This is a genomic window from Corynebacterium marinum DSM 44953, assembly GCF_000835165.1.
Taxonomy (GTDB): Bacteria; Actinomycetota; Actinomycetes; order Mycobacteriales; family Mycobacteriaceae; genus Corynebacterium; species Corynebacterium marinum.
In genome coordinates this window covers 1,290,782-1,304,089 of record NZ_CP007790.1, presented here as the reverse complement: position 1 = coordinate 1,304,089, position 13,308 = coordinate 1,290,782, and the positions used below count along the sequence as shown (strand labels likewise).

Below are 13,308 nucleotides of genomic sequence, written 5' to 3'. Positions count from 1 at the left end.
TCGTGGTCCGGCCAGTCCTGGCCTGGGGGAGAGGTACCCGTCTGTGTGGGATTCCACACAGACGGGCTTTTTCATTCCTCGATCCGGAACAGAAAGCCTATCATTTTGATAGTACCTTACCGTCGGACGCGAGAAAGTAAAGCGATCATGCTCCTTGTCCTCCAGATCCTCATCGTCCTCGGCGCCATCGTGCTGGGAGCCCGGTTGGGCTCCATCGCCATCGGTTTCGCCGGTGGCCTGGGCGTCCTCCTGCTCAGCCTGACGGGCGTTCCCGTCACCGCCGAGAACATCCCCTTCGATGTCATCGGCATCATCATGTGCGTCATCGCCGCCATCTCCGCAATGCAGCGTGCGGGCGGCATGGACTACCTCGTCCACGTCGCCGAGCGTTTCCTGCGCCGCAACCCGAAGCAGATCACGCTGTGGGCCCCGGTGGTCACCTGGCTGATGACAGTCTTCGCCGGCACCGGCCACACCGCGTTCTCCACGCTCCCGGTCATCATCGAGGTGGCCAAGGAGGGTGGCGTCCGCCCGTCCCGCCCACTGTCGGTCGCGGTCATCGCCTCCCAGATGGCGATCGTCGCCTCGCCGATCTCCGCGGCCGTGGTGTTCATGGCCTCCATCCTCGAACCCCTCGGCGTCAGCTACCTCACCCTACTGGGGATCATGATCCCCGCGACGTTCCTCGCCATCTTCCCGACGGCGCTGCTGACCAACCGCACGGGCAGGGAGCTTGCCGACGACCCCGTGTACCAGGACCGCCTGGCCAAGGGCCTGGTCCGCGAACCGAAGGGCCCGGGCGTCTGGCAGCCGCGCCCCGGTGCCAAGGCCTCGGTGTGGATCTTCCTCGCCGCCATCGTCTCTGTTATGGGTTACGCCACCGTCATCTCCGAGCAGGTCGGGCTCATCAGCGAGCCGACCCTGCCCCGCAACGAGGCGATCATGACCATCATGCTCGCCGCCGCCACGGTCATCGTCCTGGTGACCCGTATCCCGGCGGACGAGATCATCAAGACCCAGGTGTTCCGCTCCGGCATGTCCGCCGCGATCTGCGTCCTGGGTGTCGCCTGGCTGGGCACCACCTTCATCAACCACTACATCGACGACATCCAGGTCCTCGCCGGGGACGTCCTCTCCGCCAGCCCGTGGCTGCTCGCCGTCGTCCTCTTCTTCGCCGCCGCGCTGCTGTACTCGCAGGCCGCGACAGCCAAGGCGCTGATGCCGGCAGCCCTGGTCATCGGCGTGGCGCCGCTCACCGCGGTCGCGGCGTTCCCCGCCGTGTCCGCCCTGTTCGTCCTGCCGACCTACCCGACGCTGCTGGCGGCCGTCGAGATGGACGACACGGGTTCGACGCGCATCGGAAAGTTCGTCTTCAACCACCCGTTCCTCATCCCCGGAGTGGTCAACATCACCGTGGCCGTCCTGCTGAGCTACGGCATCGGCTCGGTGCTCATCTGACCCGGCTCACCCCTGCACGGCTCCACCATCCATCCCTGAGCTCCGGAAAGTAATGTGTCTGACATGGCCCAACCTCTCACTGACGTCGCAATCGCCCAGGCCCACGCCCTCGAGCCGATCACCGAGATCGCCGACCGGGCGGGCATCCCCCGGGATGCGGTCGTCGCGTACGGGCGCAACAAAGCGAAGGTGGACATCACCCGCCTGGGCAACACCCGGCCCGAGGGAAAACTGATCCTCGTCACCGGCATCTCCCCGACGCCGGCGGGTGAGGGCAAGTCCACCGTCCTCATCGGTCTGACCGACGCCATGACCAGGCTGGGCAGGAAGGCGGCGGCCGCGCTCAGGGAGCCCTCCCAGGGACCCGTCATGGGCGTCAAGGGCGGCGCCGCCGGCGGGGGATACTCGCAGATAGTGCCCATGGAGGAGATCAACCTCCACTTCACCGGTGATTTCCACGCCATCTCCGCGGCCACCAACACGCTGGCAGCCATCGTGGACAACCACGTCCAGCAGGGCAACGTCCTGGGCATCGACTCCCGGCGGATCGTGTGGCAGCGCTGCATCGACGTCAACGACCGCTCCCTGCGCGACGTCGTCACCGGCCTGGGCGGTCCGGCGCACGGCACCCCCCGGGAGACGGGCTTCACCATCACGGCGGCGTCGGAAATCATGGCGGTCCTGTGCCTGGCGAGCGACCTCGCGGACCTCAAGGATCGGCTGAGCCGGCTGACCGTCGCCTTCACCTTCGACGACGAGCCCGTCACCGCGGGCGAACTCGGCGTGACGGGCGCCCTGGCGGCGCTGATGAAGGACGCGATCAACCCCAACCTCGTACAGACCCTCGGCGGCACCCCCGCCTACGTCCACGGCGGCCCTTTCGCCAACATCGCGCACGGCTGCAACTCGCTGATCGCCACGCGGGTGGCACTCCAGCACGCGGACGTCGTGCTGACGGAGGCCGGGTTCGGCTCCGACCTGGGCGCCGAGAAATTCTTCGACATCAAGGCCCGCTCCGGCGGCCTGGACGTCAACGGCGCGGTGATCGTCGCGACGATCCGCTCGCTGAAATACAACGGCGGCATGCCCCGCGACGAGCTGACCCGCGAGGACCTGGACTTTCTCCGGGCCGGCGTGAAGAACCTCGCCCGGCATGTCTCCAACATCCAGCAGTTCGGCGTCACCCCGGTGGTGGCGCTCAACCTGTTCACCTCCGACACCCCCGCCGAACGGGCGTTCATGAAGGCATGGGCCAAGGATTTCACCGTGCCGCTGGCCGAGGTCGAGGTGTGGGCGAAGGGCGGCGAAGGCGCGGAGGACCTCGCCCGCCTGGTGCTGGACAACCTCTCGAAGAAATCGACCAGCCTCTACGACCCGTCGAAGGGCGTGGAAAAGTCCATCGAGACCATCGCCAAGCGCATCTACCGCGCCGAGCGGGTCGAGTACTCCGCCAAGGCCCGGAAGGATCTGGCGGTGCTCAAGGCGAACGGCTGGGACACCCTGCCGGTGTGCATCTCCAAGACGCCGTACTCCTTCAGCGACGACCCCGCTCAGCTGGGCGCCCCGACCGGGCACACCCTGCACGTCCGGGAGCTCATTCCGCGTACCGGCGCGGGCTTCGTCGTGGCCCTGACCGGCGCAGTGATGACGATGCCGGGGCTGCCGAGCAGGCCGGCGGCCGACAACATCGACATCGACGTCGACGGGAAGATTTCGGGACTGTTCTAGTCCGCCATCGACCCCGGCCAGCCGGGGTATTCCGGAGTGTCTCCGCCGAACTCGGGGCACAGCGCCTGGAAGGAACACCAGCCGCACAGCTTCGAGGTCTTCGGGCGGAAGCGGCCGGCCTTCCCGTCGCCCTCGATCTTCCCCCACAGGTCGGCGAGGTCGCGCTCGAAGTGCTCGAGCTCCTCCTTTGAGGGCGCGAGGAACATGGAGTCGAGGACCTTGAGGTACATCAGGCGCAGCTGGTGGGGGATGACGCCGTTGAGCCGCCAGTACACCAGGGCGTAGAAGCGCATCTGGAACTGGGCGTCGTGGCTGTAGCGGGGCAGCGGTTTCTTGCCGGTCTTGTAGTCGACCACCCGGACCTCGCCGGTGGGTGCGACGTCGACCCGGTCGATGAACCCGCGCACCGGCACGCCGTTGGGAAGGACGGTGTTGACGTACATCTCCACCGCGTGGGCGTCGAAGCCCCGCGGGTCCTCCATCTCGAAGTAGCCGCGCAGCAGGCCCCGGCAGTCGACGAGGAAGTCCATGAGCGCGTCGGCGGGAACCAGTTCGTCGAGTTCGGCGTCCTCCCCGGTCATGCGGGACCAGTGGGGCTTGAGCTGCTTCACCGCGGCCGGGTAGGTGCGCTCCTCGCGCGGCTGGGCGTGCATGTGCTCGAGAACCGAATGGACCAGATTGCCCTTGACCTGGGGGAGAGTCTTCGGTTCCGGCAGCCGGTCGATGGCCCGGAGCCGGTAGAGCAGCGGGCACTGTTTGTAGTCGGAGGCGCGGGAGGGGGACAGGGCGAGAGGGCGTGGAGCAGTCGAGGTCATGATGGCCCCCACCTTATCCGTGGCAAGCTGGAGACATGAACCAGACGCTCGACCTGATCGATTTCATCGCCGCCAGCCCCAGTTCCTTCCACGCCGCGCGCGTCGTCGCCGACCGGCTCATAGACGCCGGCTTCGTCCCGCAGGATGAGACCGCCCCGTGGGATGCCACCCCCGGCGGGCACGTCATGGTGCGCGGCGGGGCGGTGATGGCGTGGTGGGTGCCGGAGGACGCGTCCCCGGACTCGGGTTTCCGGATCATCGGCTCCCACACCGATTCCCCCGGATTCACCCTCAAACCCTCCCCGGAACTGGAGAAATGCGGCTGGTCGCAGGCCGGCGTGGAGGTCTACGGCGGGCCTGTCCTCGCCTCCTGGCTGGACCGGGAGCTCACCTTCGCCGGCCGGGTGGTGCTCGGCGACGGTTCCGTGCGCCTGGTCTCCACCGGACCGGTCGCCCGGGTCCCGCACCTGGCGGTCCACCTGGACCGGTCGAAGGAGCTGACCCTGGACAAGCAGACGCACATGCAACCGGTGATCGGCCTGGCCGGGGACGGCTCATCCTCGGTGCTGGACGTGGTGGCTTCCCGGGCGGGCGTCGAGAAGCACGACATCGACGGCTTCGACCTGATCACCTGCGACACCCAGCCGGGGCAGGTCTTCGGGGCGGACGTCGAACTGATCGCCGCCGGCCGGATGGACAACCTCACCTCGGTGCACGCCTCGCTGCTGGCGCTGCTGCGCGCGGTCGATTCGGGCGACGCGGGCCGCGACATCCTGGTGCTCGCCGCCTTCGACCACGAAGAAGTCGGTTCGTCGACCACGACCGGCGCCGCTGGACCGGTCCTGGAGGACGTGCTCGCACGCACCGCCCACGCCCTCGGCGCCGACGCGGAGGGGTTGCGCCGCATGTACGCACGCTCCAGCTGCGTGTCCGCGGACGCCGCGCACTCCGTGCACCCCAACCACGCTGGCAAGCACGACCCGGACCACCACCCGCTGATCAACGGCGGCCCGGTGCTCAAGATCAACGCCAACCAGCGCTACGCCTCCACCGCGGAGACGGCCGCGCAGTGGCGTCGCGCCTGCCGGGCTGCCGGGGTGCCCGACCAGACCTTCGTCGGCAACAACTCCGTGCCCTGCGGCTCGACGATCGGCCCGCTCACCGCAACCCGCCTGGGCATCGCCACCGTGGACGTGGGTGTGCCGCTGTTGTCGATGCACTCGGCCCGCGAGCTGGCAGGAGTCCGGGACCAGGTGTGGTTCACGGACGCGCTTGAGGCATACTTGATCAACCGTTGATCCACCCCTCAAGGAGCACCCATTGGCCAACTCCGGCCCCTTCCAGCCCGGCGACCGCGTCCAACTCACCGACGCCAAGCGCAGGCACTTCACCATCATCCTGACCCCGGGGGAGAAGTTCCACACCCACAAGGGCCTCATCCTCCACGACGACATCATCGGCATGGACGAGGGCTCGGTCATCCGCTCCACCCTGGGCTCGGACTACCTGCTCTTCCGCCACCTCATGGTCGACCATGTCCTGTCCATGCCCCGCGGGGCGGCCGTGATCTACCCTAAGGACTCCGCCCAGATCCTCATCGAGGGCGACATCTTCCCCGGCGCGCGCGTCCTGGAGGCCGGCGCAGGCTCCGGCGCCCTCTCGATGGCCCTGCTGCGCGCCATCGGCCCCGAGGGGAAGCTCATCTCCTACGAGATCCGCGAGGACCACCTGGAGTTCGCCGAGTCCAACGTCGACGAGTTCTTCGGCGGGCGCCCCGCGACGTGGGACCCCCGTCTGGGTGACCTCACCCAGGTCACGGTCGACGACCTCGGCGGCCCCGTCGACCGCGTCATCCTCGACATGCTCGAGCCGTGGGAGTGCCTCGACGTGGTGCGCGACGCCCTCATCCCGGGCGGCGTGTTCATGACGTATGTGGCCACCGTTCCGCAGCTGATGAAGGTCATGGAGGGCATCCGCGAGCAGCAGTGCTTCACCGAGCCGAAGGCGTGGGAGTCGCTCGTGCGCGAATGGAAGGTGGAGGGCCTGGCCACCCGCCCGGAGCACCGGATGAACGCCCACACGGCGTTCCTTGTCTGGGCCCGCCGGCTCGCCGACGGCGTCACGCCCCCGCGGCCGCAGCGCCGCGCCCGCAAGTAGCCCTCCCGGCACATACTGTCAGGGGTAACCCCGGGAATGGCCCGGGGGTGAACGGCGTCCCCGGTGGTGGAGGTTACAGTTGAGGCATGGACAGCTCTCAGATCACGGACGCCGCCGGCCTCAGGCGTGAGCTCCAGACGCTGAGCAGCCGCAACGCCAAACTGTCGCAGCTGCTCAAGGCCTCCCGGGACCGGCTCAAAGACCTCTCCGCCCAGGTCGACGCCCTGGCGGAACCAGCCTCCACCTACGGGGTCTACCTCGGGGAGAGCGAAGGGGGACGCGACGCCGAGGTGTACGCCTCCGGCCGGCGCATGCGCCTGAAGGTCTCCCCGCACATCGACCGCGCACAGCTCGTCCCCGGCGCGCTGCTGCGCCTGGGGGACGGCTCCATCGTCGTCGAGACCTGCGGCTTCCCGGACACCGGCGACCTGGGAATGCTCACCGAGCGCATCGCCGGCGACCGGGCGCTGGTGGCCAACTCCACCGGGGAGGAGCAGCTCGTGCGCCTGGCCGAGCCGCTGCGCACCACCGCGCGCGCCGGGGACACCCTGCTCGTGGACACCAAGGCGGGAATGGCTGTGGAGCGCATCCCCAAGACGGAGGTCTCCCAGCTCTCACTGGAGGAGGTTCCGGACGTCACCTACGCAGACATCGGTGGCCTGGACGAGCAGATAGACCAGATCCGCGACGCGGTGGAGCTGCCGTTCTCTCACCCGGACCTCTACCGGCAGTACCAGCTCAGCCCGCCGAAGGGCGTGCTCCTCTACGGTCCGCCCGGCTGCGGCAAGACGCTGATCGCGAAGGCGGTGGCCAACTCCCTGTCGGCGCGGGTCGGCGACGGCTCCGCCAGCTACTTCCTCAACGTCAAGGGTCCGGAGCTGCTGAACAAGTTCGTCGGCGAGACCGAGCGCCGCATCCGGCTCATTTTCGAGCGCGCCAGGGAGCTGGCGGGGGAGGGGCGCCCCGTCATCATCTTCTTCGACGAGATGGAGTCGATCTTCCGCACCCGCGGTTCCGGCGTGTCCTCGGACATGGAGACCACCATCGTCCCGCAGCTGCTCACCGAACTCGACGGCGTGGAGAACCTGGCCAACGTCATCATCATCGGCGCCACCAACCGCGAGGAGCTCATCGACCCGGCGCTGCTGCGCCCGGGACGGCTGGACGTGAAGATCCGCGTGCAGCGCCCCACCAGTGCGGGGGCAAGGGACATCTTCACCCGCTACCTCACCGACCGGGTGCCGCATGCGGTGCCGGTGGGCGAGCTGATCGAGGCGGGCGTCGAGACGCTCTTTGAGCCGCGGCCGTACGTGGAGCTCACCCTCGTCGACGGGGAGACCGAGGTCCTGGACTACTCCGACTTCGTCTCCGGTGCCATGATCGCCAACATCGTCGACCGGGCGAAGAAGCTGGCCATCAAGGACCACCTGGCCGGCGTCAGCGAGGCGGGTGTGACCGTCGCGCACATCCGCGAGGCGGTCGCCACGGAACAGAATGAGAGCGAGGACCTGCCCAACACAGCGAATCCGGACGAGTGGTCGCGGATCGCGGGGCGCCACGGCAAACGCGTCCTCCAGGCACGAGTGATTGGCTAGGGTTGAAAAATATGACCAGATACATGGGCACCGAGACCGAGTACGGCATCTCCACCCCGGAGAACCCGGGGCTGAGCCCCATCGTCACCTCCACCCACGCGGTGGTGGCCTACGCGGCGATGAACACCGGCGCGAGGTCGCGCTGGGACTACGAGGAGGAGTCCCCCCTCAAGGACACCCGCGGTTTCGACCTGCGCCGCTACCACACGGTGCCGGTCGTGGAGCCGGACGCGGTGGGCATCGCCAACGTGGTCACCACCAACGGCGCACGCTTCTACGTCGACCACGCGCACCCGGAGTACTCCTCCCCGGAAGTGTCCAACGCCTACGACGCGATGGTCTACGACGCCGCGGGCGACCTCATCCTGCTCAAGGCCGCCGAGGACGTCGCCGAGCTCTACGGGCAGGGCCTGTCGATCCTCAAGCACCACGACCCGTGCCCGCCGCTGAAGATCTACAAGAACAACGTCGACGGCAAGGGGGCGTCCTACGGCGCCCACGAGAACTACCAGTACTCCCGCAAGACGGACTTCGAGACGCTGACCCAGGCGCTCATCCCGTTCTTCGTCACCCGCAACATCATCGTCGGCGCCGGGCGTGTGGGCATCGGCGAGGCGGGGGAGCAGGATGGATTCCAGATCTCCCAGCGGGCGGACTACTTCCACCAGGAGATTTCGCTGGAGACCACGCTCAACCGCGGCATCGTCAACACCCGCGACGAACCCCACGCCAACGCCGTGCACTTCCGCCGCCTGCACACCATCGTCGGCGACGCGAACATGTCGCAGACCTCGACCTTCCTCAAGCTCGGCATGACCAAGCTGGTCATCGACGCCATCGAGGCCGGCGTCGACTTCTCCGACCTGCGCCTGAAGGATCCGGTCGCCGAGATCAAGCACGTCTCCCACGACCTCACCCTCACCCACCGCCTGCGGCTCCGCGACGGCCGCGAGCTCACCGCGCTGGAGATCCTCGCCTTCTACCGCGATCGGGTCACCGCCGAAGACGACGTCGACGAGCGCGTCATCTCCCTGTGGGGCGAGGTCATGGAGTTGCTTTCCGACGACCCCCTCACAACCTCCCACCTGCTCGACTGGACCGCGAAGTGGGCGCTGATCAAGGGATACCTCGACCGCGGCGTGGACATCGCCGACCCGAAGCTCAAGCTCATCGACCTCCAGTACGCCGACATCGACCCGGCGAAATCCCTCCACCACGCCCTCGTGCGCAAGGGCCGCATGGCCACCCTGGCGACCGAGGAGGAGATCCGCGAGGCGGCGAAGACCCCGCCGGCGGATTCCCGCGCCTGGTTCCGCGGCGCCGTGTCCGCCCGCTTCGGCGAGGACGTCATCGCCGCGAGCTGGCAGACGATGATCCTCAAGTACAGCGAGGGGACCGCCCGCCTGCAGACCAACGACGTCGACAAGCTCACCCGCGAGCACGTCGGCGAGATCATCAACTCGGCGGAGAACACCGACGAGCTGCTGGCCGGGCTGGCGGAGATCGGGATCGAACCCGACCACTACATCACGCACCACAACAAGACCCACATCAACAAACCCCACCAGCACTAGAAACGGAGACCCATCATGACCGGACCCCAGACCCAGGTGAGCGCCGGCGGCGGCGGCGACCGCAACAACGACGCCGCGGAGACGCAGGCAGGGCAGGCCCAGCTCAACACCACCGGCACCGACGACCTGCTCGACGAGATCGACGGGCTGCTGGAGACCAACGCGGAGGAATTCGTCCGCTCGTACGTGCAGAAGGGCGGCCAGTAACCGCCCATGAGCAGCGCCACTGAGGGACGTCTCTTCGCCCGCCGGATCGTCGGCGTCGAAACGGAATACGGAATCACCGCGGTCGCCGGCGACGGCGGCCGCACCCTGAGCCCGGATGAGATCGCCCGGTACCTCTTCCGGCCGATCGTGTCGCGTTACGCCAGCTCGAACATCTTCACGCCCAACGGTTCACGCCTGTACCTGGACGTCGGCTCCCACCCGGAGATCGCCACCGCGGAGTGCGACAGCCTCACCCAGCTGCTCAACCACGAGCAGGCCGGCGACCGGATGGTCGACGAACTGGCGCAGCAGGCCGAGGAGGCGTTGGCCGCGGACGGCATCGACGGACGCGTGTACCTGTTCAAGAACAACGTCGACTCGGTGGGCAACTCCTACGGCTGCCACGAGAACTACCTTGTCGGGCGGCACCTGCCGCTGCGCAACCTGGGCAAGCAGCTCCTGCCGTTCATGATCACCCGCCAGCTCATCTGCGGCGCTGGCATGGTGGGTCGCTCGGGCGGAGGCTTCGACGCAGGTTTCGTCGTGTCCCAGCGCGCCGACCAGGTGTGGGAGGGCATTTCCTCGGCCACGACGCGGGCCAGGCCGATCATCAACACCCGCGACGAGCCCCACGGCGACTCCAACCGCTTCCGCCGCATGCACGTCATCGTCGGCGACTCCAGCATGTCGGAGACCACCTTCGCGCTCAAGGTCGGCTCCACCCTGCTGGTCCTGGAGATGATCGAGGCCGGCGTCGAGCTGCCCGACTTCGAGATGGACAACCCCATCGGCCACATCCGGGACATTGCCCGCGACATGACCGGTTCGACGCCGCTCGCGCTGAAGCAGGGCGGCACCGTCACGGCACTGGAGGTGCAGGAGGCCACCCTGGCCGCCGCAGCCGTGTGGCTGGAGGAGCGCCCGGATGAGGGAACCCCCACCGCGGAGCTGCGCCGGGTGGTCGACCTGTGGACCCGCCAGCTCGAGGCGATCCGCACGCAGGACTTTTCCCGGGTGGACCGGGAGATCGACTGGGTGATCAAGCTCAACCTGCTCAACCGTTACCGAGAGCGGGTGGGGGAGGACTGGACCCACCCGAAGCTCGCCCAGGTCGATCTGGCCTACCACGACATCCGCCCCGGCCGGGGACTGTTCCCGCTGCTCGAGGCCAGGGGACTGGTGGACCGGTGGACCGACGACGCCGCGATCGGGCAGGCCCTCCACGCCGCCCCGGAGACCACCCGCGCGCACCTGCGGGGGCGCTTCATCGCGGCGGCCGAGGAACTCGGCGCACCCGTCACCACCGACTGGGTCCACCTCAAGGTCAACGCCCCCGAGCCCCGCGTGGTGGAACTGCTCGACCCTTTCCAGCCGGTTGACGAGCGCGTGGACCACCTGCTGGCCTATCTTGAGGAGAACGCAGACGCCTACGGGAGGGTCTAGATGGTCAAGACGCAGATGGCGGTCAGCCGGCTCACCAACCTGGTGTTCGCGCTGATCAACGCCGACCGCCACGGCGGGCGGATGCTCACCCCCGCCTGGATCCGGGAACACGTCGACGGTTATCAGGGGCTCGGCGACGACGCCTTCCTGACGAAACTGCGGCGCGACATCGCCACCCTCGGCCGGGCGGGGGTGCCGCTGACCTCGTCGCCGTCCGGTGACGGCGTGACCACCTACCGCCTCCTGTCCGACGAGTATGATCTCCCGGAGGTCACCTTCACGCCGGAGGAGGCGGCCGTGCTGGGCCTGGCCGGGGAGATGGGTCGAAGCAGCGAGTTGGGCGCCTTCGCCCGCTCCGGCTGGACCAAGCTCGCCGCGTCCGGTGTGAGCCGGGACCTTTCGCAGGCCCCGGTGTTCACCAACGTCAACGACCTGCACCGGCTTCCCCCGGAGCTGCTCAAGGACACCCTCGCGATCATCCGGGCGGGTTACCGCATGAGCTTCGACTACCTGGCCACGCCCACCTCGGCCCCAGCCCGCCGGGTCATGGACCCGTGGGGGCTCGTGCCGCTGCACGACCGTCTCTACCTCGTCGGCCACGACATCGACCGGGACGAGCCGCGGTGCTTCCGCATCCGCCGGATCCGCGACGTCCGCGCGCTGCGCGCCCCGGCCACGCACACCGAGGCGCCGGAGAGCCTGCAGACGATCGTCGAGAAGTCGCTGCGCGTGGGGCGCCGGCGTGTCGACGCCGTCCTGCACATCCCGGAGGGCACCGCCCTCGAACTCGCGGCGGCCGGCACACGCCGCGCGGACGGCCTCGTGGAGCTTGTCGACGTCGACCGCGACTGGCTCGCCCGCACCGCCGCCGGTTTCGCACCGGACGTGGTGGTGCACGAACCCACCGACGTGCGCGCCGACATCATCGCACTGCTCCGGGGGGTGGCACGCTGATGCCCGCCAGGACAGGGCCGGCGGATTCCCCCGGCAAGCTGGACACCCTCGTCCGGGCGCTCAACCTCATCCCGTATTTCCAGGCGCACCCCGACCGCACCGTGCTGGAGGCTGCCAAGGATCTCGGCCGCGACCCGGCGGAACTCATCGACGAGCTGGCACGGCTGGCCTGCTGCGGCGTGGGCACGTGGCCGGAGGAGCTGGTCGAGCTGACCGCCTCCTACCAGCGGGTGCAGATCACCAACTCGCAGGGTATGGACCACCCCCTGCGGCTGACGCCCACGGAAGCGGGCGCGCTGCTCCTCACACTGGAGTCCCTGGAGGCCACACCCGGGCTCACCGACCGGGAGGCGGTCATCTCCGCCGCCGCGAAGCTGCGCGGCATCCTCGGCCCGGAGGTGGCGGCCATCTTCGACTCCATCGCGGCCGACGACCCGGCGGAGCGGACCTCCCAGGAAATCCTGCGGGAGGCGATGGAGGCCGGCCGGAAGCTGCGCTTCACCTACCGCTCGCGTTCCTCCGACCGCACCAGCACCCGGGTGGTCGACCCGGCGCGCATCTTCGTCACCGGCGGGGAAACCTACCTCACCGCCTGGGAGGAGACCTCCGGCCGGCACAAGAACTTCCGCGCCGACCGGATGAGTCAGGTGCACATCCTTGACGAGGACTCCTCGCCCCACCTGGCCGCCCTGCCCTTCGATGTGGAGGACCCTTTCGGCTACCGGCGGATCACCGAGCAGGCCGAGCTGCTCATCCACCCCGAGCACACGTGGCTGGCCGATTATTTCCCGGTCACCCTCGGGGAGGTGGCCGAGGACGGTTGGGTGCAGGCTCGGATGCCGGTTGGTTCGAAGGAGTGGCTGATCCGTTTCGCCCTCGGCCAGTCCGATCGGCTGAAGGTCACCGGCCCGCCGGAGCTGGTGGCTGAGGTGCGCGGTCACGCGGTAGCTGCATTGACAGCGTATGATCAAGGATCTAAGTTCGCTAGCCAGTGACGCTTGATCACGCCAGCGTACCCGCCCCAGCTCTTTCTGAGAGGTATCACACTTATGACTCCCGGCCCCTGGGAAATCCTGATCATCGTGCTCGTCGTCGTCCTGCTGTTCGGCGCGAAGAAGCTCCCCGATGCGGCGCGTTCCATCGGACGGTCCATGCGCATCTTCAAGTCCGAGGTCAAGGAGATGAGCAACGACGATCAGCCGCCGGCAGCCCAGCAGCCGCAGCAGGGTCAGATCGCCGCCCCACAGCAGGACTTCTGGGACCAGCCGCAGAACCAGCCCCAGGCGCAGCCGGGCCAGGCGTCCCAGCAGCCACAGCCGGGTCAGCCCGGTCAGCAGCACCCGAACCAGCCGAACCAGTAGGGCGGGGTCACGTCGA

At 68.4% G+C, this 13,308-nt stretch carries 12 protein-coding genes; 11 read left to right on the top strand and 1 reads right to left on the bottom strand.

The annotated features are described in order from the left end of the window. The first annotated feature begins 147 nt into the window (after positions 1 to 147). The gene (locus B840_RS06245; RefSeq protein WP_042621437.1) at positions 148 to 1,458 is read left to right on the top strand and encodes an anaerobic C4-dicarboxylate transporter; all 1,311 of its coding nucleotides are present in this window, start codon (positions 148 to 150) and stop codon (positions 1,456 to 1,458) included. A 63-nt stretch (positions 1,459 to 1,521) separates the two neighbouring features. Further along, positions 1,522 to 3,186, top strand: a complete 1,665-nt coding sequence (locus B840_RS06240) for a formate--tetrahydrofolate ligase (RefSeq protein WP_042621436.1) — start codon at positions 1,522 to 1,524, stop codon at positions 3,184 to 3,186. On the opposite strand, the gene B840_RS06235 is transcribed toward B840_RS06240, so the two are convergent. Then, positions 3,183 to 4,001 carry a RecB family exonuclease gene (locus tag B840_RS06235; protein WP_042621435.1) on the bottom strand — a complete coding sequence of 273 codons (819 nt, stop codon included), beginning with the start codon at positions 3,999 to 4,001 and terminating at the stop codon, positions 3,183 to 3,185. The two genes, B840_RS06240 and B840_RS06235, sit on opposite strands and share 4 nt — an antisense overlap. A 35-nt stretch (positions 4,002 to 4,036) precedes the next feature. Here B840_RS06235 and B840_RS06230 point away from each other — a divergent pair, with 35 nt between their 5' ends. The 9 genes from B840_RS06230 (at position 4,037) to tatA (ending at position 13,292) form a co-directional block, all read left to right on the top strand. Further along, complete coding sequence (locus tag B840_RS06230) at positions 4,037 to 5,299, top strand: M18 family aminopeptidase (protein WP_042621434.1); 1,263 nt, start codon at positions 4,037 to 4,039, stop codon at positions 5,297 to 5,299. A gap of 22 nt (positions 5,300 to 5,321) precedes the next feature. Then, positions 5,322 to 6,158, top strand: coding sequence for a tRNA (adenine-N1)-methyltransferase (locus B840_RS06225; RefSeq protein WP_042621433.1), 837 nt, complete (start codon positions 5,322 to 5,324; stop codon positions 6,156 to 6,158). Between the two features lie 86 nt (positions 6,159 to 6,244). Continuing rightward, a complete protein-coding gene (gene arc, locus B840_RS06220) occupies positions 6,245 to 7,753 on the top strand; it encodes a proteasome ATPase (protein ID WP_042621432.1) in 1,509 nt (502 codons plus the stop codon). 11 nt (positions 7,754 to 7,764) lie between these two features. After that, positions 7,765 to 9,327 carry a depupylase/deamidase Dop gene (gene dop, locus B840_RS06215; protein WP_042621431.1) on the top strand — a complete coding sequence of 521 codons (1,563 nt, stop codon included), beginning with the start codon at positions 7,765 to 7,767 and terminating at the stop codon, positions 9,325 to 9,327. Positions 9,328 to 9,342: 15 nt separating this feature from the next. After that, on the top strand, positions 9,343 to 9,534 hold the full coding sequence (locus B840_RS06210; protein WP_042621430.1) for a ubiquitin-like protein Pup: 192 nt from the start codon (positions 9,343 to 9,345) through the stop codon (positions 9,532 to 9,534). A gap of 6 nt (positions 9,535 to 9,540) precedes the next feature. After that, entirely contained in the window at positions 9,541 to 10,977 is a 1,437-nt protein-coding gene (gene pafA / locus B840_RS06205) for a Pup--protein ligase (RefSeq protein ID WP_042621429.1), read from the top strand. Beyond that, positions 10,978 to 11,931 carry a helix-turn-helix transcriptional regulator gene (locus tag B840_RS06200; RefSeq protein ID WP_042621428.1) on the top strand — a complete coding sequence of 318 codons (954 nt, stop codon included), beginning with the start codon at positions 10,978 to 10,980 and terminating at the stop codon, positions 11,929 to 11,931. Beyond that, positions 11,931 to 12,926 carry a helix-turn-helix transcriptional regulator gene (locus B840_RS06195; protein ID WP_042621427.1) on the top strand — a complete coding sequence of 332 codons (996 nt, stop codon included), beginning with the start codon at positions 11,931 to 11,933 and terminating at the stop codon, positions 12,924 to 12,926. The genes B840_RS06200 and B840_RS06195 overlap by 1 nt, the downstream gene beginning before the upstream one ends. Positions 12,927 to 12,980: 54 nt before the next feature. Beyond that, positions 12,981 to 13,292: a Sec-independent protein translocase subunit TatA gene (gene tatA / locus B840_RS06190; protein ID WP_042621426.1), complete on the top strand. Its 312-nt coding sequence runs from the start codon at positions 12,981 to 12,983 to the stop codon at positions 13,290 to 13,292. Positions 13,293 to 13,308 lie beyond the last annotated feature (16 nt).

Excerpts from the sequence above, each read along its gene's own strand:
- B840_RS06245 (WP_042621437.1), top strand. The coding sequence starts at position 148 with ATGCTCCTTGTCCTCCAGATCCTCATCGTCCTCGGCGCCATCGTGCTG.
- B840_RS06240 (WP_042621436.1), top strand. The coding sequence starts at position 1,522 with ATGGCCCAACCTCTCACTGACGTCGCAATCGCCCAGGCCCACGCCCTC.
- B840_RS06235 (WP_042621435.1), bottom strand. The coding sequence starts at position 4,001 with ATGACCTCGACTGCTCCACGCCCTCTCGCCCTGTCCCCCTCCCGCGCC.
- B840_RS06230 (WP_042621434.1), top strand. The coding sequence starts at position 4,037 with ATGAACCAGACGCTCGACCTGATCGATTTCATCGCCGCCAGCCCCAGT.
- arc (WP_042621432.1), top strand. The coding sequence starts at position 6,245 with ATGGACAGCTCTCAGATCACGGACGCCGCCGGCCTCAGGCGTGAGCTC.
- dop (WP_042621431.1), top strand. The coding sequence starts at position 7,765 with ATGACCAGATACATGGGCACCGAGACCGAGTACGGCATCTCCACCCCG.
- B840_RS06210 (WP_042621430.1), top strand. The coding sequence starts at position 9,343 with ATGACCGGACCCCAGACCCAGGTGAGCGCCGGCGGCGGCGGCGACCGC.
- pafA (WP_042621429.1), top strand. The coding sequence starts at position 9,541 with ATGAGCAGCGCCACTGAGGGACGTCTCTTCGCCCGCCGGATCGTCGGC.
- B840_RS06200 (WP_042621428.1), top strand. The coding sequence starts at position 10,978 with ATGGTCAAGACGCAGATGGCGGTCAGCCGGCTCACCAACCTGGTGTTC.
- B840_RS06195 (WP_042621427.1), top strand. The coding sequence starts at position 11,931 with ATGCCCGCCAGGACAGGGCCGGCGGATTCCCCCGGCAAGCTGGACACC.
- tatA (WP_042621426.1), top strand. The coding sequence starts at position 12,981 with ATGACTCCCGGCCCCTGGGAAATCCTGATCATCGTGCTCGTCGTCGTC.